General features: G+C 68.3%; 14 protein-coding genes and 1 pseudogene. 12 read left to right on the plus strand and 3 right to left on the minus strand.

All coding sequences use genetic code 11. The annotated features are described in order from the left end of the window. The first annotated feature begins 3 nt into the window (after positions 1-3). Positions 4-1047, plus strand: a complete 1044-nt coding sequence (locus ACZ5DS_RS07785) for an NAD(P)-dependent alcohol dehydrogenase (RefSeq protein ID WP_468235009.1) — start codon at positions 4-6, stop codon at positions 1045-1047. 222 nt (positions 1048-1269) lie between these two features. After that, positions 1270-1947: an HdeD family acid-resistance protein gene (locus tag ACZ5DS_RS07790; protein ID WP_450987019.1), complete on the plus strand. Its 678-nt coding sequence runs from the start codon at positions 1270-1272 to the stop codon at positions 1945-1947. A gap of 359 nt (positions 1948-2306) precedes the next feature. Here ACZ5DS_RS07790 and ACZ5DS_RS07795 read toward each other — a convergent pair whose 3' ends face one another. Then, entirely contained in the window at positions 2307-3410 is a 1104-nt protein-coding gene (locus tag ACZ5DS_RS07795; protein WP_468235011.1) for an AI-2E family transporter, read from the minus strand. Between the two features lie 274 nt (positions 3411-3684). Between ACZ5DS_RS07795 and ACZ5DS_RS07800 the strand changes: the two genes are divergently transcribed. The 3 genes from ACZ5DS_RS07800 (at position 3685) to ACZ5DS_RS07810 (ending at position 9903) form a co-directional block, all read left to right on the plus strand. Further along, entirely contained in the window at positions 3685-4560 is an 876-nt protein-coding gene (locus tag ACZ5DS_RS07800; RefSeq protein WP_468235012.1) for a diacylglycerol/lipid kinase family protein, read from the plus strand. 375 nt (positions 4561-4935) lie between these two features. Beyond that, positions 4936-7398, plus strand: a complete 2463-nt coding sequence (locus ACZ5DS_RS07805) for a SpoIIE family protein phosphatase (RefSeq protein WP_468235013.1) — start codon at positions 4936-4938, stop codon at positions 7396-7398. 66 nt (positions 7399-7464) lie between these two features. Continuing rightward, positions 7465-9903 (plus strand): SpoIIE family protein phosphatase, encoded by a 2439-nt coding sequence (locus ACZ5DS_RS07810; RefSeq protein WP_468235015.1) that lies wholly within the window; start codon positions 7465-7467, stop codon positions 9901-9903. A 166-nt stretch (positions 9904-10069) separates the two neighbouring features. On the opposite strand, the gene ACZ5DS_RS07815 is transcribed toward ACZ5DS_RS07810, so the two are convergent. Beyond that, entirely contained in the window at positions 10070-11137 is a 1068-nt protein-coding gene (locus tag ACZ5DS_RS07815; protein ID WP_468235016.1) for a hypothetical protein, read from the minus strand. Between the two features lie 702 nt (positions 11138-11839). On the opposite strand from ACZ5DS_RS07815, the pseudogene ACZ5DS_RS07820 reads away from it, so the two are divergent. From ACZ5DS_RS07820 to ACZ5DS_RS07850, 7 genes and pseudogenes are all read left to right on the plus strand, one after another. After that, positions 11840-12741: pseudogene (locus ACZ5DS_RS07820) on the plus strand (transposase). Positions 12742-13854: 1113 nt separating this feature from the next. Continuing rightward, positions 13855-15339, plus strand: coding sequence for a DUF3375 domain-containing protein (locus ACZ5DS_RS07825; RefSeq protein ID WP_468235017.1), 1485 nt, complete (start codon positions 13855-13857; stop codon positions 15337-15339). After that, a complete protein-coding gene (locus ACZ5DS_RS07830) occupies positions 15336-15959 on the plus strand; it encodes a DUF4194 domain-containing protein (protein ID WP_468235018.1) in 624 nt (207 codons plus the stop codon). The genes ACZ5DS_RS07825 and ACZ5DS_RS07830 overlap by 4 nt, the downstream gene beginning before the upstream one ends. A 74-nt stretch (positions 15960-16033) precedes the next feature. After that, positions 16034-19372, plus strand: coding sequence for an ATP-binding protein (locus ACZ5DS_RS07835; protein ID WP_468235019.1), 3339 nt, complete (start codon positions 16034-16036; stop codon positions 19370-19372). A gap of 1 nt (position 19373) precedes the next feature. After that, positions 19374-20558, plus strand: a complete 1185-nt coding sequence (locus tag ACZ5DS_RS07840) for a Wadjet anti-phage system protein JetD domain-containing protein (RefSeq protein WP_468235020.1) — start codon at positions 19374-19376, stop codon at positions 20556-20558. A gap of 230 nt (positions 20559-20788) precedes the next feature. Next, entirely contained in the window at positions 20789-21178 is a 390-nt protein-coding gene (locus ACZ5DS_RS07845) for a hypothetical protein (RefSeq protein ID WP_468235022.1), read from the plus strand. A gap of 109 nt (positions 21179-21287) precedes the next feature. Further along, positions 21288-22844, plus strand: a complete 1557-nt coding sequence (locus ACZ5DS_RS07850) for an oxidoreductase (protein ID WP_468235023.1) — start codon at positions 21288-21290, stop codon at positions 22842-22844. Here the strand turns inward: ACZ5DS_RS07850 and ACZ5DS_RS07855 are convergent. Further along, positions 22841-23684, minus strand: a protein-coding gene (locus ACZ5DS_RS07855; protein ID WP_468235024.1) for an IS5 family transposase whose coding sequence is annotated in 2 segments (ribosomal slippage) — positions 22841-23431 and positions 23433-23684 — 843 coding nt in all. Because the reading frame shifts where the segments join, the coding sequence is not laid out codon by codon here. The genes ACZ5DS_RS07850 and ACZ5DS_RS07855 overlap by 4 nt on opposite strands. Positions 23685-24098 lie beyond the last annotated feature (414 nt).

Consider the following 24098-nt stretch of genomic DNA (forward strand, 5'->3'; position numbering starts at 1 on the left):
GCTATGCGGGCTTTTCAACTCGTCGGTTGGCGGCGGCCGCCCGAACTGCGCGAGGTGCCGGTGCCCGAGCCCGGCGCGGGCCAGGTCCTGGTGAAGGTCGCAGGTGCCGGTGCCTGTCACTCCGATCTGCACATCATGCAGGCACCTGCACCGCTACCCGGCTTCACGGATCCGCCCTTCACGCTCGGCCATGAGAACGCGGGATGGGTGGAGCGGCTGGGACCGGGCGTCACCGGGTTCCAGCCCGGGGACCCTGTGATCGTCTACGGCTCCTGGGGTTGTGGCATCTGCCCAAGCTGCCGTCAAGGCCAGGAGAACTACTGCCAGAAGCGCGCGGGTGAGGGACCGGGCCTGCGCGGTGGACACGACGGCGGCATGGCCGAGTACCTGCTGGTCCCGGCGGCGCGCTACCTGATTCCGCTCGGCACCCTCGATCCCCGCCAGGCCGCCCCGCTCAGCGACGCCGGACTGACCAGCTATCACGCTGTGAAGCGGTCGCTGCACCTGCTGGGACCGGGCTCGACCGCGGTCGTGATCGGGGCCGGCGGTCTGGGCCAGATGACCATTCAGATCCTGCGCGCGCTCAGCGCGGCGACCACCGTCGTCGCCGTGGACACCGACGCCGGCAAGCTGGAGACCGCCCAGCGCTTGGGCGCCGAGGAGGCTCTGCTCTCGGGCGACGAGGCGATCGCGCGCATCAGGGACATGACGGAGCAGCAGGGCGCTCAGCTCGTGCTGGACATGGTGGGCACGGACGCGACCCTGCGAATGGCTGCCCGGGTGGCCAGGGTGCTCGGGCACCTGACCATTGTCGGACTCGGCGGCGGAGCCCTGCCCGTCGACTTCTCCAGCCCGCCGCACGAGTGCTCGGTCGTCTCGCCCTACTGGGGCTCCCTCACCGAACTGATGGATGTGATCACGCTTGCCCAGCAGGAAAAGATCAAGGTGCTGGTCGAGTACTTCCCCCTGCAACGCGCGAACGAGGCTTACCAGCTCCTGCACGACGGCAGGATCCAAGGACGTGCCGTCATCACCCCCTACGCGTGAATCCCGTCGTTCACGCGAACGGGACACCACGACTGTGCCTGGCCGCCGGCATCGGACGGTCCGGCGGATACGCACCCCGGCTCCCGCAGGACGGAGGAGCTTGCCCGGAACACCTCATGCGCCACGGTCCCCTGCCCTTTCCGCCGAGCGACATGAGGCTGATCGGGTGACGATGGACATGTAGTGACGTGACCACGCTGCTTACAGAAGGAGGTAGGTGCCATGACATCTCCTTCCGATTCCTCCGGTTCCGTTCCGCCACGTGGCACCGAACCACAAGAAGGTCCTGCGGTCGAAGGCATCACCGCTCTGGCGAACATGGGCTGGCAGATCCTGCTCACCATGGGCCTCGCCACCATCGCCCTGGGCGTCATCGCCCTGGTCTGGCCGGGCGAGACGCTCCGCGTCGTCGGCGTGCTCTTCGGCGTCTACCTGCTGGCCACCGGTGCCTTCCAACTCGCCGCCGCCTTCGGCACCCACGTCCCCCGGCATCTTCGCGTACTGCACTTCATCACCGGCGCGGCCTCCGTCCTGTTGGGACTGGTCTGCTTCCGGGGCCCCCTCGAGTCGGTCTTTCTGCTCGCCCTGTGGATCGGCTTCAGCTGGCTGCTTCGGGGCACGTTGGAGACGGTTGCGGCGGCCTCCGATCAGACCATGCCGGCGCGCGGCTGGCACGTGGCCTTCGGCATCATCGGCACCATGGCCGGCATCGTGATGATCGTCATGCCGTTCGCCTCCATCGCGACACTCACGCTGGTCGTGGGCGTCATGGCCATCGTCGTCGGTCTGACCGAAGTGGTCCGTGCCATCAGGACACGCGTCGAGATCGGCCGTCTGGCTGCCGGCACGGCCCCTCAGCGGCGCCCCCTGTTCCACGCACGTCCGCACCCCCAGCACTGACCGGCGAAGCCGGATCGACCGGACGCCGGCGAGCGGCGACATCCCGCCACCTCCGCTGGCCGTCGGCCGGCGAGCGGTCCTTCACGCGCATCTCGGCGCGGCTGTGATGGCGACGCAGGCGGCAGCCGAGGTATTCGGTCAGTCCGACGTCCAGGTCCCGCTCGAACACTGACCGGGCGAGGGCGATCAACAACCCGCTCTCACCCCGGGTCCTCGCTGTCTGCCAGGTCCGTCCGTTCAAGCTGTGCCTGCAACCCCGACCGGCCTGTCAACGATCTTTCGCCTGACGAGGAAAGGCGCAGCCGTCGACCCGGGCGAACTCCTCGCTGCGCTTGTGGCGGCCGGCTTCCACGGGGCCGTCAGCCGGGGGCGTCGGACCGGTCGGCCGTCTCGGGGCCGTTGTCTGCCCGTGTCGGCAGCCCCAGTGGCCGACCGCCGCGGTGAGCCCAGATGTCACCGAGGACGACCTGGATGATGCCGGTGAGGGGAATCGCCAGCAGGGCACCGAGTATCCCGGCGATTTCGGCGGCGATCAGGGTGGCCAGCAGCACGGTGAGGGGGTTGAGTTTCACCGTCCGAGACAGGATGACCGGTTGCAGGAGGTGGTTTTCGGCCTGCTGATAGACGATGAAGAAGATGATGGCCCCGATGCCGGCCGGCAGGGAGTGGACGAACGCCACTGCGGAGGCGACGACAGCTCCTATGGTGGCTCCCACCAGGGGAATGAGGTCGGTCACGGCGACGAAGAGGGCCAGCAGGCCGGCGAACGGCACTCCGGAAACCAGCAGCACGACGTAGGTCAGAAGCCCGCAGATGACGCTGATCAGCAAGTTCCCGGTCAGATAGCCGTTGACGGTACGGGCGCACGCGGCTCCGACGCGGCGTATGCGGGCCGCGGGCGCCTCGTCCACGAGGGCCAGGGACCGGTCTATGGCCTTGGGGCCCTCCAGCACCATCAGATAGGCCGGCACGAAAATGGTGAGAGCGCCTGCCGCGGTGCTCGCTGCACCGCGGAGGAACTTCGCGACGGGCGTGCTCAGTCCGGTGGCGAACGCGTGGATCTGCGCCTGATGGTGCTGGACATACTGCAGAGCGTGCGTCCGTTCCAGCAGGTTGCCGACTGGCCCGCGGCCGGCCTGGGCGTCCCTGATCATCGCGGGTAGGCGACCGGCGAACCGGCTTCCCTCCTGGGCCAGGGGGATGACGAACAGGGCGATCACCGCGCCGACGGCCGCGGCCGCAACCAGGAAGACCAGCAAGGTGGCCACCGACCGTCGGCACCGCGGCGCCCGTCGCTGCAGGGCTTCGACCGCCGGATGAAGTGAGACGGCCAGGAACAACGCGATGACCGCCCAGATCAGGACCCGGCGAGCCTGGACCACCAGCTCGAGTACGACGTAGGTGGCGAGCACCAGGCCGATGGTGGCGAGGATGGTTCGCACCGGAACCGGACGCGTCGCCATGGGCATCGGCTGCCCAGCCCGGTCACGGGAAAACGAGGAGATCTCTTCGCGTCCGTCACGTCCTGGGCGTACTCGCCTCGGTGCGGCTGGCGCTGGAGAAGGGCCCCGGTCGGACTCTCAACCGGGGAGACGGTCGGCTTTGGGGCACGAGGCACCGCCGTATCCCAGGTGCGGATCCCCAGGCCGAGTTGCAAGCTGATGCCGCAGGCCGTAACTGTCGAAGGAAGTGTCATCGCCGGGCTGATGCATGCGGCTCGGCTTTCGGGCACGCGCCGTGAGCGAGAACGCGTCGCGGCCGACGACAGGCGCGCGGCGGCCCCGGCTGATCGTGAATCCGCGTTCGGGGGGAGGGAAGGCGAGCCGGTTCCGGATCGCGGAACGCGCCCGCACGCTCGGAGCCCAGGTGTTCCTGATCGATCATTCCCTGCTCCGGGACCTGGCGACGGTCGCCCGACGTGCGGTGGACGACGGTGCGGATCTGCTGGGCGTGGCGGGCGGAGACGGTACACAGGCGCTTGTCCCCGAGGTGGCCGCGGAGAGCGGCCTGCCCTTCGTGGTCATTCCGGCGGGTACCCGCAACCACTTCGCCATGGATCTCGGCCTGGACCGTGGGGACCCCTCGGCCGCGCTGGAGGCCCTCACGGACGGCGTCGAGGTGCGCGTGGATCTGGGGTACGCAGGCGAGCGTGCGTTCGTCAACAACGTCTCGTTCGGTGCTTATGCCGCCCTGGTGCAGGACCCGGCATATCGAGACGACAAGCTTGGCACGGCAGTGCGCATCCTTCCGGAATTCCCGGCCCGCCACGAAGGCCCGGATCTGGTGGCGCCCGCCGGGCCGCTCACCGTGGACGGGCCGGATGCCGTGCTGGTGAGCAACAACCCTTACCAAGTGGATGACCCGACCGGGCTCGGCAGGCGTGCGCACCTGGATTCCGGCCTGCTGGGAGTACTGACCGCCAGGGCAGAGACGCCCGCCGAGACGGCCGCGAGGCTGCGCAGTGGACAACCGCACGGCCTCACCTGTCTCGCCATGCCCGACGACGACGTCGTCTACGCCGCCGCCCCGGCCCTCCCCGCCGGGCTGGACGGCGAGCCGTCAGCCTGCCGACTCCCGCGCGGTGCCGCATCAGCCCTCGGGCACTCCGGGTAATGGGTTCCCCGGCATCGTCCCGGCGCCCAGCCTGCCGAGCGGTCGCCAGGGTGGGCCGCGCCATCCGGCGGGTGGTCTGAACCTTGGGGAGCCGCTCCCACCCACCGCGCATGCTCGGCGGAACCCGCTACCCGTCCGTTCACCTGCGAAGCCGTGACCTGGAGCCCCAGCATCTGACTTTTCGATCACCTATGAGGGTCTTGACGTCCAAGCCGTTACATCTGATGATTTCATCAGAAAGGGCGAATTGCTCTGATATGACACATACCGCACCGTGTGCCGCTCACCAGGACATCGCCGTTCACCACCGCTGCACACAGGGCCGCCGGACCACAGGCCGACGCTCCCACTTCCGCACCGATGGGATGGACCGCGATGACCAACATTGACCACACCCTCCTCGCCGAGCCGGTGAGCCTCCCCGAGGTGCCCGATGCCGCGATAGCGATGATCGATGCCGAGGGCATCGTCGTGGGGTGGACGCACGCCGCTCAGCAGCTCGTCGGTTATGCGGCCGGGGAGGTGGTGGGCCGGTCCGCCGCACACGTGCTGCCGCCTCCCGAGGACGCCCGGAGGGCGTTGGCGTTCGCCGAGCAGTGCCGTGCGCGGGGCGGCTGGTCCGGCACCGTCGCGATAGGCCACCGCGACGGCCACACGCTCAGGATGACGCTGCGGGTCTCGCTGCTACGGGGACAGGGTGACGACACCCGGTGGCTGGCGTCCGTGACGGACATAGGCTCCCTGTCCTCGGGGGCGACCGGGGGACCGGTGCGGGAGTCGCTCCTTGCCCGAGCCCCGATCGGCATCGTCGTTTATGACGCGCAGCTGCGCTGTGTCTGGGCGAACGACGCCATGGAGCGGCACGACGGCGTGCCTCGTCACCGACGCTTCGGGCGCGGTCTGAAGGACTCACTGCCCGCCGTCGAGGCCGAAGCGCTCAAGGTCGTGATGCGACAGGTGCTGGAGAGCGGCACGACGACGGTGCACGAGTACCGCGCGTGGCCGCCTGCGGACCGGCCCCGTGAGCATGCGTTCTCCGCCTCCTTCTTCTGTCTCCAGGGCGCGGACGGCACCCCGTTGGGCGTGTGCTCCATGACCGTGGACGTCACCGGAAACAAGCGGGCGCGCGAGCGCCTCGCCATCCTCAGCGAGGCCAGCACGCACATCGGCAGCACCCTCGACGTGATGCAGACCGCCCAGGAACTGGCAGAGCTCACCGTGCCCCTGCTGGCCGACCACGCCCTGGTCGATCTCGTGGAGTTCGTTCCGTTCGGCGTCGAGCCGCCTGCACGAACCGGCACGACGAGTGGCCGACCGCAGCTGTTGCGCCGTGCCGGTCTGGCCTCCGTCGACCTGGGTCTCCTCGAGTTGCCGTGGGTGCGTGAAGAAGTGGTCCACCCCCACCCGGACTCGCCGTTCTTCGCCGCCATGCGCACGGGACGGTCGTACCTGGAGCCGATGCTGGACACCCATTCCGGCCCATGGGTCGACCATGACGCGGTGCGGGCGCAGAAAGTACGCGACAGCGGCGTCCACTCCTTGATGGTCGTACCCATCCGTGCCCGGCGCTGCGTGCTGGGACTGGCGCTGTTCGGCCGTTCCACGGAACAGACGCCGTTCCAGGAGGACGACCTGCTCCTCGCCGAGGAGCTGGTCACCAGGGCCGCGCTCTGTTTGGACAACGCGCTCCAGTACGCGCGCGAGCGCACCGCCGCTCTTGCGCTGCAACGCGACCTGCTCCCTCACCGGGTGCAGGGCGGTGCCGCCGTCGAGGTCGCCTCGCGCTATGTGCCCGCCGACATGGACCACGGTGTGGGGGGCGACTGGTTCGACGTGATCGAGCTGTCCGGTGCCCGGGTGGCCCTGGTCGTCGGTGATGTGGTGGGACACGGCATCAACGCCGCGGCGACCATGGGCAGGTTGCGCACCGCCGTGCGCACGCTTGCCGACCTCGACCTGCCCCCGGACGAACTGCTGGCGCACCTTGACGACACGGTCCGGCGACTGAACGACGAGGACGCCGACGACACCGACCGGGTTCCCGCGGTCGTCGGTGCCACCTGTCTGTACGCCGTCTACGACCCGGTCTCCCGACGGTGCACGCTGGCACGGGCCGGGCATCCGCCGCCCCTGGTCGTCGACGCACAGGGCGGGGTCACCGTCCCCGACCTGCCGGCCGGAGCCCCGCTGGGCCTCGGTCTCGGCCTGGTGCCTTTCGAGTCCGTGGAACTGGAACTGCCCGAAGGAAGCGTGCTCGCCCTCTACTCCGACGGCCTGGTGGAGTCCCGCGGCGAGGACATCGACGTCGGCCTGCGGCGTCTGGGCGCCGCCCTGGCACAGCCCGGTGCCGCCCTGGAGGACCTGTGCTCGCGGGCGATGGAGACCTTGTCGGCGCAGGCACCGGCCGACGACGTCACCCTGCTCCTTGCGCGGACGCGCGCCCTGCCACCCGCCCAAGTCGCGTCCTGGGATCTGCCGAACGAACTCGTCACCGTTCCGAGGGCCCGGCGTCTGGCCGCCCGTCAACTCCGTGAATGGGGTCTGGAGCCGCTGGTGACGGCCGTGGAGTCGCTCGTCAGTGAACTGGTCACCAATGCGATCCGCCACGGCGACGGCCCGATCCGCCTACGGCTCATCCAGCACCGGGTGCTTACCTGCGAAGTCTCCGACACCAACACCGGTCAGCCACGCTCCCGCCATCCCGGCAATCTCGACGAGCACGGCCGCGGCCTTCACCTGGTCGGTCGGCTGTCGCGCAGGTGCGGTTTCCGCTCCGTAACAGACGGCAAGGTCGTCTGGGCCGAACAGGACCTGCCATCCCCAACAGGTGCCCGCTGAGCGCCGACAGCCGCCACAGGACCCCCATCTGCCGTAGTCGCGGAACTCGTAATGAAAGCCAGAGACATGGACCCATCGGATGTTGAAAACGCCGACCCGGCAGGCGCCTTTCGAGGTGCGACGAGCGTCTTCGGCGCCGGCCCCGGCGGCCGGCCGCCCGCCTTCGACGGTCTGGCCGCGGCAGTGCTCGACGATCGGGGCACGGTGGTGGGGTGGACCGGCACAGCACAGGACCTGACCGGGTTCTGCGCCGACGAGGTCCACGGCCGCCCCGTGCGGGAGCTCGTGGCCGACCTCCCGCACGACCCGCGCAGGGCCGCCCAAGTGCCGGCGACCGGCCGGGTACGACTGCGTCACCAGTGCGGCAACACGATCGACGTCACATTCCGGACCACACGGGTGAGCGGCTCGGCGAACTTCCTCGTGCTCGCAGCCCCCACTCCTCACGTCGCCGACCACCGGCACGGCGCAGCCCTCCTGCGCGCACTGTCCGCACAGAACCGGATCACGATCGCCCTGCACGACACGGATCTCACCACCGCGCAGACGAACGCCATGCCGGACACTCCCGACGGCCGTCCCATACAGCCCGGCGCCCGACTGAGCGACGTGCTGTGCGCCGAAGACGCCGAGAGCATCGAGGCGGTACTGCGGCAGGTGCTCGAGACGGGCGTCCCGCTGATCCACAGGAACCAGCGAGTGAGCTGGCGACACCATCCGGCGCGGCGGCACGCGCTGTCGCTGTCCGCCTTCCGACTGGAGGACGCACGAGGACGCCCCGCAGGAGTCGCAGCCCTGTACACAGACGACACCGACCAACTGCGTGCCCGCCGACAACTGGATCTCGCCCACGCGGTCGCCGAGCGGGTGGGGGGCTCCCTGGATGTCGTGCGGACCGCCCAGGATCTCGCGGACGCCCTTGTACCCACCTTCGGTGATCTCGCAGCAGTCGAACTTGCGGACGCCGTCTTCGACGGTGACGAACCCGCAGAGCGGCTGGGTGGCGGAGATCCGCATCTGCGCAACGCTGCCCTGGCGCCGGCCACCGCGGACTGGCCGCCCGGCATCCAGCGCGGAAACCTCGTCCCATCCCTGTCCGACCACCCCCTCCTGCGCCGCTTCCAGCACGGCGAGACGGTCGTCTACGGCCGGGACGACTACCTCGCCCTGATCGACGGCCCACATCCGGTCGGGCAATTCCTCCCGCACGACACCCACGCGGTGATGGTGGCACCGCTGCACGCCCGCGGCCTCACCCTCGGAGCGATCGTGGTCTGGCGCACCGGTCCGTCCGAACCGTTCACCGCGGACGAGGTGGATCTCATGAGGCAGATCGCCTCACGGGGAGCACTCGCCATCGACAACGCCCGCCGCTACACGCGCGAGCACAGAGCGGCCATGGCCCTGCAGCAAAGACTCCTTCCCCCGGCCACGACCGACACTCCGGCAGCCGAGACCGCCGGCGTCTACCTGCCCACAAACCGTGGGGGCGGCACCAGCGGCGACTGGTACGACGCCATACCCCTGCCCGCTCTCCGGCTGGCCCTCGTCGCCGGAGACGTGATCGGCCGCGGCATACCCGCCAGTGCCACCATGGGCCGTCTGCGCGCTGCCATCCAGACCCTCGCCGACCTCGAACTGGAGCCGGACGAGTTGCTCACGCGTCTCGCTGACCTGGTCCAGCGCCTCGCGGCGGAAGCACCCCCTGGCGACCACGACGTCATGGGCGCCACCTGTCTGTACGCGGTCTACGACCCGGTCACCCGACGCTGCGCCATGGCCAGTGCCGGGCACCCGCCGCCGGTGCTCGTGCGGCCCGACGGGAGTGCCGAAGCCGTCGGCATACTCCCGGGGCCGCCCCTCGCCGTCTGCGGCATGCCGTACGAGACGACCACGATCGACCTCGAGCCGGGCAGCGTCCTCGTGCTCTACACCGACGGCCTGGTCCAGCAAGCCACACACGACGTCTGTGACGGGCTCCAGCGGCTGACCGATGCCCTTGCCACCTCCTGCCGCCCGGACCGCGCGCTGGAGGAGACCGGCAGGACCCTCCTCGACCATCTGGTGGACGAAGCACCACGTGACGACGCGACCCTGCTGCTGGCACGCACCCGCGCCGTACCGGCCGAGGACACCGCTCGCTGGCAGATACCGGCTGATCCGGCTGCTGTCTCGGACGCTCGGGCATGGGCGACCTGCCAACTCACCGCGTGGGGGCTGGACGACCTCCTCTTCCCCACCGAACTCATCGTCAGCGAACTGGTCACCAACGCGATCCGCTACGGTCGTCCGCCGGCGGAGCTGCGACTGATCCGCCACCGCGTTCTGGTCTGCGAGGTCACCGACTCCAACACCGCCCAACCCCGTCTGCGCCGCGCTCGCACCACCGACGAGGGTGGACGCGGACTGTTCCTCGTTGCCCAACTCGCCGAGCGCTGGGGCTGCCGCCACGGCCAGAACCACAAGACCATCTGGTCCGAACAGCCCATCGCGCGCGCCCACTGATCACGCCCTGTGGCCATCTTTTGCTCTTTCTGACGGAACGTGACCTCCCGAGAGCGGTTTGCCGGAACTTGAAGAGAATTCGGCTGGGTTCCCCGCTCCGCTGATTGCGGTGGCAGGCGCGCTGCCGCCGTAGTTCGGCGGGCCGAACGTTTGGCGGAGCGGGCGTTCAGCAGGTGGGGCCGTAGGGGCTCCAGTGCCCGAGGAAGGGTTTCAGGTCGTCGGCCTGTGGGTTGGGAATGTCGGGCAGCCGGGGCGGTGTGTTCAGTGGGTCGAGGCGGTCCACGGTGGCTGCTGCCCAGCTGATCCATGCTTCGGCTTCGGTTCTGGTCTGCCCTGGTGGCATGGCCTCGACTCGTGTGCGTACCGCGCTCACGTAGTCGGTCAGTCGCGTGGCGTGGCGCCATGCCGCTTCCTGGGTTTCAAGGTGCGTGACGCGGTACGCCTCCGCGTACTGGATGCGGGCTTGTTCCATGGCGGCTTCCCAGCGGATGCGCTTCTGGCGTGCCGCTTCGGCCTCGTCCTGACGTCTGCGTTCGGCGGCTTCGCCGCGAAGTGTGACCTCCTGTGCGATCTCGGCGAGCTGCTGTTCGAGGGGGCGACCGGGAGCGTCGGCCCATTCGCCCGCCCGGTGTGGCTGGCCGCCGCTGACGATGAAGCGGAGACGCTCGGATGGGGTGTAGTCGAAGCGGGGAATTCTGACCCAGGAGTGCTTCTCGGCCTCGGCGAGTTCCTTCTCGGTGGCGACGTGCTCGGCCCGGTCCTGCTCCTGGAGGACGAGAAACCCCACTGGCTGGCCCTGTGCGGTGATGGTGAAGTGGGGATTTGCCCTGCGGCGGCGATGAGACGGGGGTGCGAAGCCGGTCTGCCCGGCCGCGCAGGTGTGTCCTTCGGCCTCGGCGGTGGTGATCAGTGCCTGGATGAGCCGGAGAGCGCGTCCTTGGACGGGCTTGGTCAGGCCGAGCGGCAGGCGTTCGTTCTGCATGGCCCGGATAACGGCGTGCGGCCGAGTGAGCCGCGACGGCACGGGGACGGGTTCGAGGACGTCAAGACGCCAGGCGGGGATGTCGACGAGCTTGATCTCGTACCCGTCACGGCACCAGCTTCCGTACAGCTCCTTCGTCTGCGGAATCCTTCCGGATCTGCGTGCGGCGGCGACGCGGGACGGCCACTTCTCCAAGTCGGGACCGCTGCCGCTCTTGACGATCCTGCCGTCGGACTCCGCGAGCTCCTGCAACAGCTGCTCCGTGAACGTCACATGAGGCTGTGAGGGAGGGTCTGGCTTTCGCCCGGCGGCCGGAGTCGCCTGCCCTCGGGTGGACTGGGGTCGTGGAGCGGCGGCCTGAGTCTTCCGCTGACGTGATCCGCGGGGAGGGTACGCGCCGTGCGCTAGGTAGTGCCGGCCTGCACTTGTCAGGGCGACGCTCCACTGCCCGGCCTTCCGGGAGACCGTCACCAGGCCCCGGTGGTGCAGTGCCTGACAGGTGGTCTTGTAGGAGCTGGTCTCCCATACGCCGGCAGGGCACCCGGCGCCTACCCACTGCAACACCGAGAGCTGCCGCTCATTGACCCGCCGTTCCAATGGCCCGCCTTCGACTCGCAGTGACGTACGACGGCGGCATGGTGCCAGTTCCGTTGGTAGGCGACCGGTGCTTCGACTCAATTCGTCCGAACGAGCGAGCTGACGTGGCTGCAAGCCGGATAGAGGGAGAACAGTAGGTGGGTGCTGTCCTGCGGTGAGGTCTGACTCCTGAGATGCCTGACCGGAAGTGTCCTGCTCACACTGTGTCGACCACCGGCGGGGGCGGTGCGTTGCTGGTCTCGGGCTGACCGGGCGTGTCTCGATAGGGGCTTGCCGGACAGGCGTCATCACGATTCTGACCGTCCGCACGGCCCGGTGCCGGCTAGCGATAAGCCGTCGGCCTGAAAGGGAACGAGCGTGATCGGCACACCCTCCGCTTCGCGTCCTCGTCGGCGCCGGCCGAGGGGGGAGGTGGTCCTGGGAGTGGACACGCACCGGGATGCCCATGTGGCTGCTGTGCTCTCCCTGGTGGGGGAAGTGATCGGCACCGAGGAGTTCCCGGCCAGCGCGGCTGGATACCGAGACCTGCTGGGGTGGGCCAGGGCGTCGGGTACTGGTGCGACGGGCCGGTGGAGATCGCCCGGATGTACAAGCTGGCCAAGGATTCGGCGGTCAAGGCCCGCACCCAGGCGATCAACCAGCTCAAGGCCGTCCTCATCCGGGCCGATCCGCAGCTGAGGGAGGAACTGACCGGGCTGGGCAACGCAGAGCTCTTCCGCACCTGCGCAGGGCTCGTCGAAGACAGCCTGAACGACGAGGCCGGCGAGGGAGCTGTGCTTCACGCCACCCACGTGACCCTGTGTCTCCTGGCCCGGCGCATCAGGCAGCTCAGCGAAGAGATCCAGGACCTTCAAGGCCGCCTGACCCGGCTGGTGGAATCCCACGCTCCGCATCTGCTCGAGGTGGTGGGCCTCGGTCCGGACACGGCCGTCACTTTGCTGATCACGATCGGGGACAACCCGGAACGCCTGGGCAGTGAGGCGTCCTTCGCGGCGCTGTGCGGGGTCAGCCCCGTCGAGCGTTCCTCGGGCAGTCGGCACTACCGCCGCCTCAACCGGGGCGGCGACCGGCAAGCGAACGCGGCCCTGCACCGGATCGTGCAGACCCGCCTGCGCGTCGACCCGCGCACCCAGGAGTGCTACGAACGCCGCAGCAGGGAGGGGAAGACCCGGCGCGAGATAGTCCGCAGCCTCAAGCGCTACGCGGCCCGGGAGGCCTTTCACCTGATCAGACCTGTGCAGTCGCAACCCCCGTCATAGGGGCAGTCCGTGAGACATGAGAGGGTCTGGGGCGTGAGTGAGACACCCCCGAACACCCTGCAATACCGCTTTGACGGGCCAGAAGACGCTCCGGTCCTGATCCTGGGTCCCTCACTGGGTACCACATGGCACAGGTAGGCGGAACCGTCTTCTGGCGTCCGTGTGGTCCAGGGCGGGAGCGTTTGGCCTGGTCAGCACCTTGTGGTGCAACTGCGTCGACCCTGTTGGTGACACGCATGTGACTGCGGTGACTGACGTGGACCCCTGTCGGCTCGTTCCGGCGGGGGTCTCGGGCGTTCAGGATGGTCCCGGGTTAAGCGGTAGTCGATGAGGTTTGCTCTGCTCCGGTTCGCTGTTCCGGGCTGCGAGGCGCGCGTGGCTGTAGCGACGTCGCGCGAAACGGGGCACTGGGCCAGCACTACGGCAACACCGACGATGATGGCGGTGCCAAACGACGGGTGCTCGAAGGCGACGTACTCGGTGCCGCAACCAACGAGCATGAGCAGTGCAGTCCGTTGATCTGACGGCCCGTTCATCGGCGAGGCCCTCCCTGTATCTACGCCGCCACGGTTGTCACAGGGAAACGATGACTGGAATTTAGACAGAGAATCCAAATGGCTCAGGGGTTCTTTTGATCTTGCGCTAGTCCGCCGCGCTTTCCGGTGGCCCGATCTGCAGACGGCACCCTCTGTCTAGTCCTGACCGGGCACGATCAAGATTCGATAGCGCGGCCCCGAGTCCGGCAGGCGGCATGGCTAAGACTTGATGCCGCAGGATGCTGGCAGATCGGCGGGCGAGCAAGAAGTCTTCAGGAAGAGATTCGAAATTTCGTTCGCATGATGCTGTGGGGGTGAGGATCGGGAACGATCCGGAATCCAGATCTGTACGCCCTCTGGCCTGCTGCCTTCCTTCCCCGGGGCTGCCTGTGAACCATCCGGTCGCCTGTCCTGCGAATCCCCGTTGTCAGTGGTGGGCTCTACGGTTCTTTGTGGCCGGCACGGAATGCCTGTGCGCGGCCGCGCGGGCATGAGTGCCTGTCGGGTGGGGCTTGCGTTCTCGCTGTTGGTGGGGAAATGCGGTCGTACCTCCTGGGGTAGTGAGAGGGGAGGATGTATGGAGTTGGACTACGACCGCCTGGTCGCCTTGCGGAAGCAGAGCGCAGCGTGGCGGCTGCTGACGGCCAACAACGCGGCGTTGATGCTGAGCTTCCTCAACAAGGTGTTCGTCGAGCAGGGGGCGCGCTCGGTTGCTGGTGCGGAACTTGTCGAGCGGCTGGATGACGAGTTGTTCGCGCTCAATGAGCGGCTGGGGCACGGGACGTTTCCCCAGTCCGCCAAGGCGTATCTGGACGACTGGTCGGCGCCAGGGAACGGCTGGCTGCGCAAGTATTACCCGCCGGATTCGGACGAGCCGCACTATGACGCCACGGCCGCGGTCGAGAAGGCCATCTCGTGGATCAGGTCACTTGAGGAGCGTTCGTTCGTCGGTACGGAGTCGCGCCTGAATACGATCTTCGATCTCTTGCGGCAGATGACGTTCGGGACGGAAACCGATCCGGAGGCGCGGCTGGCTGAACTCAGGCGGCGCCGTCACGAAATCAACCTGGAGATCGAGCGGGTTGAGGCCGGCGAGGTGGACGTTCTGGACAGCGCGGCGCTGCGGGACCGTTATCAGCAGGTGACCGATACGGCGCATGGGCTTCTGGCCGACTTCCGTGAGGTCGAGGCGAATTTCCGGGATCTGGACCGCGATCTGCGCAGCAAGATCGCGGCTTGGGACGGGGCCAAGGGCGAACTGCTGGATGAGGTGCTGGGCAGCCGCGAGAGCATCGCGGAGTCGGACCAGGGCCGGACCTTCCAGGCGTTCTACGACTTCCTGCTCGCGCCGAGCCGTCAGGACGAGCTCAAGACGCTGCTGGCCGAGGTCGAGGCGATGGAGGCCATCGACGAACCCGATCCGCGCATGCGACGCATGCCCCGGGACTGGCTGGAGGCCGCCGAGCGCACCCAGGCCACCGTGCGACAGCTGTCGGATCAGCTACGCCGATTCCTCGATGACCAGGTGCGCTCGGAAGACCGCCGTGTCCTGGAGCTGGTACGCGCGATCGAGACCCACGCACTGGCGCTGCGAGACGTGCCGGGCGTGGATCTGGTCGCCGAGATCGACGCAGCGGCCCCGGCCATCGCGCTTCCGATGGAACGGCCGTTGTATACGCCGCTGGTCAAGACACCGATCGACAGCACTGGCATCGAAGCGGGGGACGAGGAGTTCGCCGCCGACGCGCTGTTCGAGGCGGTCTACGTCGATCCCGCCCGGCTCACGGCAGCCGTCCACGACGCCCTCGGCGCGCGCACGCAGGTGTCCTTGGCCGAGACGCTGCGTGAGCACCCCCTGGAGCAGGGGCTCGCCGAGCTGGTCGCCTACTTCGCGCTGCCCGACGACCGGTTCGCCACGGTCTTCGACGACCACCGCCAAGAAGAGATCACGTGGATCGGCGAGGACGACGTCCAGCAGGTCGCCACCGTGCCCGTCGTTACCTTCGCCCGCATCAACCCCGGCATCGCATGGGCCACCGACCAGAAGAAGGAGGGGCGATGACGACGCCTTCCACTCCCGCCCCACAGCCGTACACCCTCTCCTTGCCGGTCAACCAGCTGCTCAAGGGTCCGGTCTTCCGGGACCAGCACGAGCGGGCCTGGGACGCGCTGGTGCACCTGAGTGCTCGGGTGAAGGACTACGTCGAGGTCATGGGGCTGCGCGTGGTGATCGACGAGATGGAGGGCTACGCCTTCCTGCAGTCGATGCCCGACGACGAGGACGCTGTCCGGGACCCTCGCATGGCGCCGCCGCGGTTGATTCCGCGCCGTTCACTGTCCTACCCCGTCAGTCTGCTGATCGTGCTGCTGCGCAAGCGGCTCGCGGAGTTCGACGCCGGCGCCGACGGCACCCGCCTCATGATCACCCGGGACGAGATCGTCGAGATGATCCGTACGTTCCTCCCGGCCGGCAGTAACGAGGCGCGCCTGGTCGACCAGATCGATGGCCACATCAACAAGGTGGTGGATCTGCAGTTCCTGCGCCGCGCCCGCGGACAGGAGCAGCTGTTCGAGGTGCAGCGGATCATCAAAGCTTTCGTCGACGGGCAGTGGCTCGCCGACTTCGAGACCAACCTGGCCCAGTACGCGGCCTCCCACATCGTTCAGGAGAAGACGCAGTGATCCCCGTTCAGTCTGGCCCTGCCGACCCGCCCATCCCCGCCACATTCGCCGCGGCCGGGTTTCGGTTGGAGCGCATGGAGGTCTACAACTGGGGCACGTTCGACAAGCACGTGTGGTCGTTCGGCCTCGCCGGCGCCAACGCGCTGCTGACCGGGGACATCGGTTCCGGCAAGTCCACCTTGGTGGACGCGATCACCACCTTGTTCATGCCCGCCCGCAAGATCGCCTACAACCGGGCCGCCGGAGCGGAGAGCGGCGAGCGCAGCCTGCGCTCCTATGTGCTGGGCCACTACAAGTCCGAACGCAACGAAGAGACCGGAGCCACCAAGCCGGTGGCGCTGCGCAAGCCCGGCAGCTACTCGGTCATCCTGGGCGTGTTCCACAACGCCGCGCTGGAATTGACCGTCACGGTGGGCCAGGTGTTCTGGCTGCCTGACGCCAACGCCACCAGCCCCGAACGGCTGTTCCTGGTCGCGGATCGGGTCCTGTCCGTGGCCGGTGACTTCGCGGACTTCGGCACCGAAGTGCGAGCCCTGAAGAAGCGCCTCGAAGCCAGCGATGTCCGTGTCCACAAGTCGTTCCCGCCCTACAGCAAGGACCTGCGGCGCCGGATGGGCATCGAGTCCGAACAGGCCCTGGAGCTCTTCCACCAGACGGTGTCGATGAAGTCGGTGGGCAGCCTGGACGACTTCGTGCGCAGCCACATGCTCGAGCCGTTCGATGCGGCCGCGATGACCGATAACATCGTCAGCCACTTCGACGCCCTGACCACCACCTACAACTCCGTGCAGCGGGCCCGAGCCCAGATCGAGGCCCTCACCCCGCTGCTCGCGGACTGCGACACCTACGAGGGCCTGGCCGCCCGGATCGAGGAAGCCGATGCCGAGCAGGCTGCGCTGCGGTACTTCATGGCCGCGCGTACGGCGGTTCTCCACGAGGCCGAACGCGCCGAGCTGGAACGGTCGCTGATGCGTCTGGAGGATGAGAAGAAGGCTGCCCAGGAGGAGCTGGAGCGGCTGCGCGGCCAGGAACGCCGGCGGGAACTTGAGCGTGAGGGCCTGGGTGGCGGGCGCCTTGGCGAACTGGAACGCCAGATCGAGGAGGCGGAGCGGCTGCGCATCGCGCGCGAAAGGCTCGCCCGCGACCACGCCCACCTGCTGGAACAGGCCGGGCTGGCCCCGGTCAGTGATCAGGCTCAGTTCACCGACCGCCTTGAGGAGATCTCCCGGGCCCAACACGACGTCGCCGCGGACAAGAAGGAGACGCGAGCGGCCCTGGAGGAGCTCGCCGTTCAGGCCGATCGCCTTCACCAGCAGGCCCAGGACATCAACGAGGACCTGGTCAGCCTGCGTTCCCGCCGCAGCAACATCCCCCGCAAACAGCTTCAGGTTCGCACCCTCCTGTGCCAGGAACTCGGCATCGAAGAGAGCACGCTGCCCTTCGTCGGCGAACTCATCCAGGTCCGCGACGAAGAACAGACCTGGGCCGGCGCCGCCGAGCGGCTGCTGCGCGGCTTCGCACTGTCCCTCGTCGTCCCCCAAGGCCAGTACGCCCGCGTCTCCGAGTGGATCAACGACCACCACCTGGGCACGAAGCTGGTCTACTTCCGTGTCCCCGACCACACCCCGGCCCGGCGCACCCAGCCGGCCCCTTCGACCGCGCTGTTCACCAAGCTCGAAATCCGCGGCGACTCGCCCTTCGCCGAGTGGCTGGCCGGCGAACTCGAACGCCGGGCCTCGCACACCTGCGTGGCCACCATGGACGACTTGCGGCACGCCGAACTCGCCATGACCGCACAGGGATTGATCAAGGGGGCGCGGGGCCGCCACGAGAAGAACGACACCACCCGCATCGACGACCGCAGCACCTACGTGCTCGGCTGGACGAACCAGGCAAAGATCGACGCCCTCCTGGACCAGGCCAGCAAAGTCCATGCAGCCCAGCGCGAGACGGCCGACACGAAACGCGGCCTGGAAGCCGCCCACGAGGATGCCATCAGCCGCGACAAGGTCCTCGACCGGCTGGCGGCCATGGGGGAGTTCAGCGAGATCGACTGGCCTTCCGTCGTGCGGCACATTGCCGAGCTGACCGAGGAGAAGCAGCGCCTGCAGGCCGACTCCAAGGACCTGAACGAACTCACCCGCCAACTGGACAAGATCGCCGGTGAGATCAAGCAGCAGGAAGCGGCCTACGCGAGCGCGACCCAGAGCTGGGGCCGCATCGACGGGGAACGGGACGCCGCCGAACGCGCCCGCGACGAAGCACGCGTCATCCTCGCCGAGCCGGCCGCCACCGACGCCCAGGCCCACTTCCCCGCCCTCGAACAACGCCTGACCGAAGCCCGACTCACCTGCGCCACCGCCAAGGAGTGCGCCCGCGCCGAGACCCGGCTGCGTGAGGAGGGGACGGCGCGAAAGAACCGGTGGAGCAAGGAGCAGACCCGCCTCGCCCAGGCGATCGCCTCCCAGATGCGCACCTTCCGCACCGACTACCCGGCCGAGACCAACGAGCTCGACGACTCCGTCGCCTCCGCCGCTGGCTACCGCACCCTGCACCGCCAGCTCGTCGCCGACGACCTGCCGCGCTTCGAAGAGCAGTTCCGCACCTACCTGAAGACCAACGTGATCCGTGAAATCGCCGGATTCCACGCGCAGTTGAACAACTGGGCCGATGAGATCGGCGAACGGATCACCACCATCAACGAGTCGCTGGCCGACATCGACTACAACCCGGGCCGCTACATCATGCTCCAGCCCGAGAAGACCCCCAACACCGAGATCCGCGACTTCACTGCCGAACTGCGCGCCTGCACCGACGACGTCCTCTCGGGTGACGACTCCGACCTGTACTCGGAAGAGAAGTTCCACCAGGTCCAGCGCCTGATCGAACGCTTCAAGGGCCGCGAAGGCCACACGGATGCCGACCGAGCCTGGACCAGGCGCGTCACCGACGTGCGCTACTGGTTCGTCTTCAGCGCCAGCGAACGCCGCCGCGAGGACGACAGTGAGTACGAGGTGTACTCCGACTCCGGCGGCAAGTCCGGCGGGCAGAAGGAGAAACTCGCCTACACCATCCTGGCAGCCTCCCTCGCCTACCAGTTCAAGCTCGACACCACCGCCAGCAGGAGCCGCACCTTCCGTTTCGTGGTCATCGACGAAGCCTTCGGGCGCGGCTCCGAAGAATCCGCCCGCTTCGCCCTGGACCTCTTCAAGCGCCTGGGCCTGCAGCTCCTTATCGTCACCCCGCTGCAGAAGATCCACGTCATCGAGCCGTATGTGTCCGCCGTCGGCTTCGTCGACAACCCCACTGGACACCACTCCCGCCTGCGTACCCTGACTGTCGCCCAGTACCGCCGAGAACGCCTCGCCCACGCCCTGGCCGCCGGACAGCCCGCCACCGGACAGGACCACTGACATGGCGGCCACCTCCACCCCCACCTGGACCACACCCCGCGACGTCGTCGCCCGCCTGCGCAAACGCTGGGAGCGCGGCGAGTTCCTCAGTCAGCTCGCCGCCGGTACGGACTTCGACCCACTTGCCATCCCCCTGCGCGGCCCGAGGGCAGGCGACATCACCCAGCACTACGACGACGTCCTCGCCTGGGCCACCTCATGGGCCCCCGACAAACACCGGCACCTGCGCATCGAGTACCGGAAGCTCGGCGGACGCCTCGCCGGCGTGAACAACGCCCCCGCCCGGGTCTGGATCGACCACCGCGACGACCTGTTCCAACTCCTCGGCGTCACCAACACGGTCACCCGCTACACCTCCCTCCTGGCCGCCGCCCGCGAGAGCCTGCCCCCGCTGGCCGCGTGGATGGCCGACCACCCGATGAAGGTCGCCCAGCGGGAAGCCGACTGGCCCCGCCTCCAGGCCACGGTCCGGTGGATCACCGACTACCGTGGCCCGGCCGTCTACCTGCGCCAGCTCGACGTGCCCGGCGTGGACACCAAGTTCATCGAACACCACCGTGCCATCCTGACCACCCTGCTCGAGCACTGCATGCCCGAGGACCGCATCAACACCGAGGTCGCGCGCACCGACTTCGCCGCCCGCTTCCGCTTCCTGCGCAAGCCTGCCTACCTACGGTTCCGGATACTGGGCAGCGCCTCGCCGAGCGGCTTCAGCGAACTCACCGTGCGCGCGGACGAGTTCACCGCGCCGCCCCACGGCATCACGACCGTGTACGTCGTCGAAAACGAAACCACCTACCTCGCCTTCCCCGACCAGCCGCACAGCATCGTCATCCACGGCGGCGGCTATGCCGTCACCCAACTGTCCGCCCTGGCCTGGCTGCACGACGTACGCCTGGTCTACTGGGGCGACCTGGACACCCACGGCTTCACCATCCTCGACCGGCTCCGCCGGGCCTTCCCGCACACCCAGTCCATCTTGATGAACAGGCGCATTCTCCTGGAGCATCGAGGGCAGTGGGTGAAGGAAGATGTCCCCGCCCACGAGCACCTCGGGACGCTCACACCGGACGAAGCCGACGTCTACGACAGCCTTGTGGACGGGGAGTTCGGCCATCACGTGCGCCTTGAACAGGAACGCGTCCGGTTCCACCTGCTCGAGGACGTCCTGGATGGGCTTCGCTAGGCGCCAGGCTTCAGCCGGGGCGCTGCCGAAGGGGAGCATTGCCGACCACATGTCAACACTGGCGCATCAGCGAACACGGAGGCGGCCGCAGCATCGGGGCGGACCTTGCGCTGCGCGGACGCACGGCAACGCAACGATGTGAGGAACCAGTCCGCACGAGTGGCGGCGCGCTTCACCTGGCCACTGCTCGAGGCGCGGGCCGTTGTCAGGGGGGCGCTACTGTCCGGCGCATGCCGAAGAAGAGGAAGAAGAAGCCGGCGTCGCGGGCCCGGCACACCGGTGGGGTTGCCCCGCACGAGCAACTGCCCTCCGTGATCAAACTCGGTGGCCCGTGGGTGCCGTCGCGCGGGTGGACCTTTCAGGCGTTGATCGACGCGGGTCGGGAGTCCGGCCAGCCACTCTTGGAGTTCACGGCGCAGCCTCCCGCCGGATACTCATCCGATTTTGTCCCGCAGGTCGATTCCCCTCGGGCGCCGCTCCAAGCGGGGTGGTACCTGCGGTCCGATCTGGCCGTTCCGGTCTACCTGTGGGTGTTTTCCGAGAGTCAACTCGCGGATGATCCGGGCGCGTTGGATCTGCGGCGACGGGGGTTCGCCTTCTATGTGGCCCACTCGGTGTGAACGCACGGAGGAAGTGACGGCGCTTAGAACTCCTAACAGAATGCGCCGGCCTCGGGTTCTCGCGTGGCAGGGCGAGGCGAGCACGAAGGAAGATCACTACTCTGCATGAGTGCTCTCATACGACGAGTTGACTTCACCAGAGCGTGAGCTATGGGATGCGTTCCCCGAGGGACGCCGCGTGGATCTGCGCACGGGTGTGCTCGAGGACGATCGTGTCGCCGAAGGTGGGCAGTGGGGCCCCGGGCGGACGGTTCGGGCCGCCGTGATCGTGGCCCTCCTCCAGGGCGCGAACACCGGACAGTCGGGCGCAGTCCCGTGCCTGAGGCTCGCGGGGGCTCGGATATCCGGGCACCTCTACCTGGCCGGCGCGCAGATCGCTCACGCCTTCTGGCTTGAGGACTGCTGGTTCGAGGAGGGCGTGGACCTCTCCGGAGCGTCGACCCAGTCGATTGCGATCGTGGGCAGCCGGGTGCCGGGCATGGAAGCCGGCTTGATCCGTATCGAGGGGCGCCTCGACCTGCGGCGCTCTCGCCTGGAAAGCGGCTCTGCCTCGCCCTTCCACCGCAGGGTCACCGCCTTGTCGCTCATCAACGCCCACGTGAGCGGCGCCGTGAACCTCAGCGGCGCCGAGATCACCGCACCTGGGGAGTGGGCAGTGTCCGCTGGCGGAATGGTCGCGGAGGGCGGCGTCTACTGCGTGGACGGATTCATCGCGCACGGTGAAGTCCGTCTCATGGGGGCACAGATGCCAGGCGGACTGCACATGCGGGGCGCACTACTGGAACGCCCCGGCGGGCGCGGGGTGGCGCTCGCCCTGGACAACGCCGTGGCCTCGACGCTCGACTTCTCGGACGGGTTCACCGCCAACGGGACCGTACGGCTGCGGGGTGCCCGGATCTCGGACAACTTGACCTTTGAAGGAGCCGTCCTGAACGGACCGCCCGACGGCCATGGCCCGTCACTGGTCGCCCTATTGATGCAGGCCGTCGACTTCGACTTCACCCTCGCCCGATCGCCGTCCGGCACCGTGGACCTGCGGGGCGCGCAGGTGTCCTACCTTCACGACAGCGCGCACAGTTGGCCGGATGTGGTGGAGCTGGACGGTTTCGCCTATGGCTCCATCAAGGTGGACGAGGCAGGCGAGCGGCGGGAGGCAGTGGGGCGGCGGGACTCCGTGGCCCGCCGCGTGGCGTGGATACGACGCAGCCCGGGCTACAACCCCCAGCCCTATGAGCAGTTGGCGAGCTGGTACCGGAAGGCCGGCCACGACGACGACGCCCGCCGCGTACTCCTGGCCAGACAGCGCCACCGGCGCCAAACTCTGCCCCCGGCCGCGCGTGCGTGGGGGCACCTGCTCGACGTGACCGTCGGCTATGGCTACCGCCCCTGGCTTGCCGGCGTCTGGCTCCTCGTGCTGACCCTGCTGGGCACGCTGTCCTTCAGCACTCATGCCCCCACTCCAGTCCAACGAGGCGAAGGCGCCGCGTTCCAGCCGCTCGTCTACACGCTCGACCTCTTGATCCCCATCGGTGGTCTGGGGCAGCGCACCGCCTGGTACTGGCCGAACGACACCCTCCAGTGGCTGGCCTACCTGCTGATCGCCTTCGGCTGGGTGCTGACGACCGCCGTCATCGCGGGTGTCACCCGCACCCTGCAGAAAAACTAGCGGGCGACAGCTGAGCTCAGGCGGCGCCAGCAGATGAGTGCGCATCCGATGGTGAGGAATGCTTCGTGGATGTCGTCGCGTATCTCCCAGCGGATCGGCAGGCGGCGGAACCAGTGCAGGTGAGCGAAGGCGCGCTCGACGACCCAGCGTTGGGTGCCAAGTCCGGAGCCGTGCTCGGTTCCCCGGCGGGCGATCAGCGGCTTCACGCCGAGATCCCAGACCAGACGGCGGTACTTGTCGTGGTCGTAGCCGCGGTCGGCCAGGACCACGGTGGGGCGGCGACGGGGACGGCCGCGCTTGCCCCGTACCGGCGGGATCGCCTCCAGCAGTGGGATCAGCTGGGTGACGTCGTTGCGGTTGCCACCGGTCAGGGTGGCGGCCAGAGGGATGCCGGTGGCATCGGTGATCAAGTGGTGTTTGCTGCCCGTCCTGCCCCGGTCGACGGGGCTGGCTTCGTCCAGTCTTGGACCCCCTTTTAACGCCCGGATGTGGGAGCCGTCGACGGCCGCCCGGGAGAAGTCCAGGGCGTCCACACTGCGCAGCTTGGCCAGGAGGGCCTTGTGCAGCCGGGACCACACACCGGCCTTAAGTCCACTCAGCCAGTCGGCGCCAGCAGGTCATGCCCGAGCCGAAGCCGAGTTCCTGCGGCAGGTGTTCCCAGGCAACCCCGGTGTGCAGGACGAACAGGATGCCCTGGAACACCAACCGGTCCGGATGCCGCTTGCGCCCGGGGTGCCGGGCCCGACGCTCGACCTTGGGCAGCAGTGGCTCGATCACCGCCCATAGCTCGCCGTCGACTTCCCATGGCTTCGGCCGTGCCACCCAGCACCCCCGGATCATCAGTCCCGGAGTGATCCAACCACCTTGAAGATCATTTCGTTAGGAGTTCTAACTGATCGTTTCAGAATGACAGTTGCGTCGGGCTCCACCTCACGTCAGGCGGGGTCCCCCAGTAGTTCTGCGACCCGCCGGGCGGCTTCGTCTGGTGACAGCTCGGCCGGCCAATGGAGTTGTTCAGCGCGGCTCGGGATTGGGTTCTCATCGCGATCTAGGGGGATGAACTGCCAGTCGTGGCCGTGCCGCCAGAACACGACGACCCCGTGGGGCCATGCAGGACGGCTGTTGGTCCACCAGAATGCTGTCCCGCGAGCTTCCTCGTGACGCTCATCGGGGCCGTGTCCGATTGCGGCGCAAGCCGCGGCGAAAGCGGCATCGGCAATACGTCGATCCTGCCAGAACGAAGTCACGGGCCGA

It is taken from the genome of Streptomyces sp. NPDC031100, from assembly GCF_055570785.1.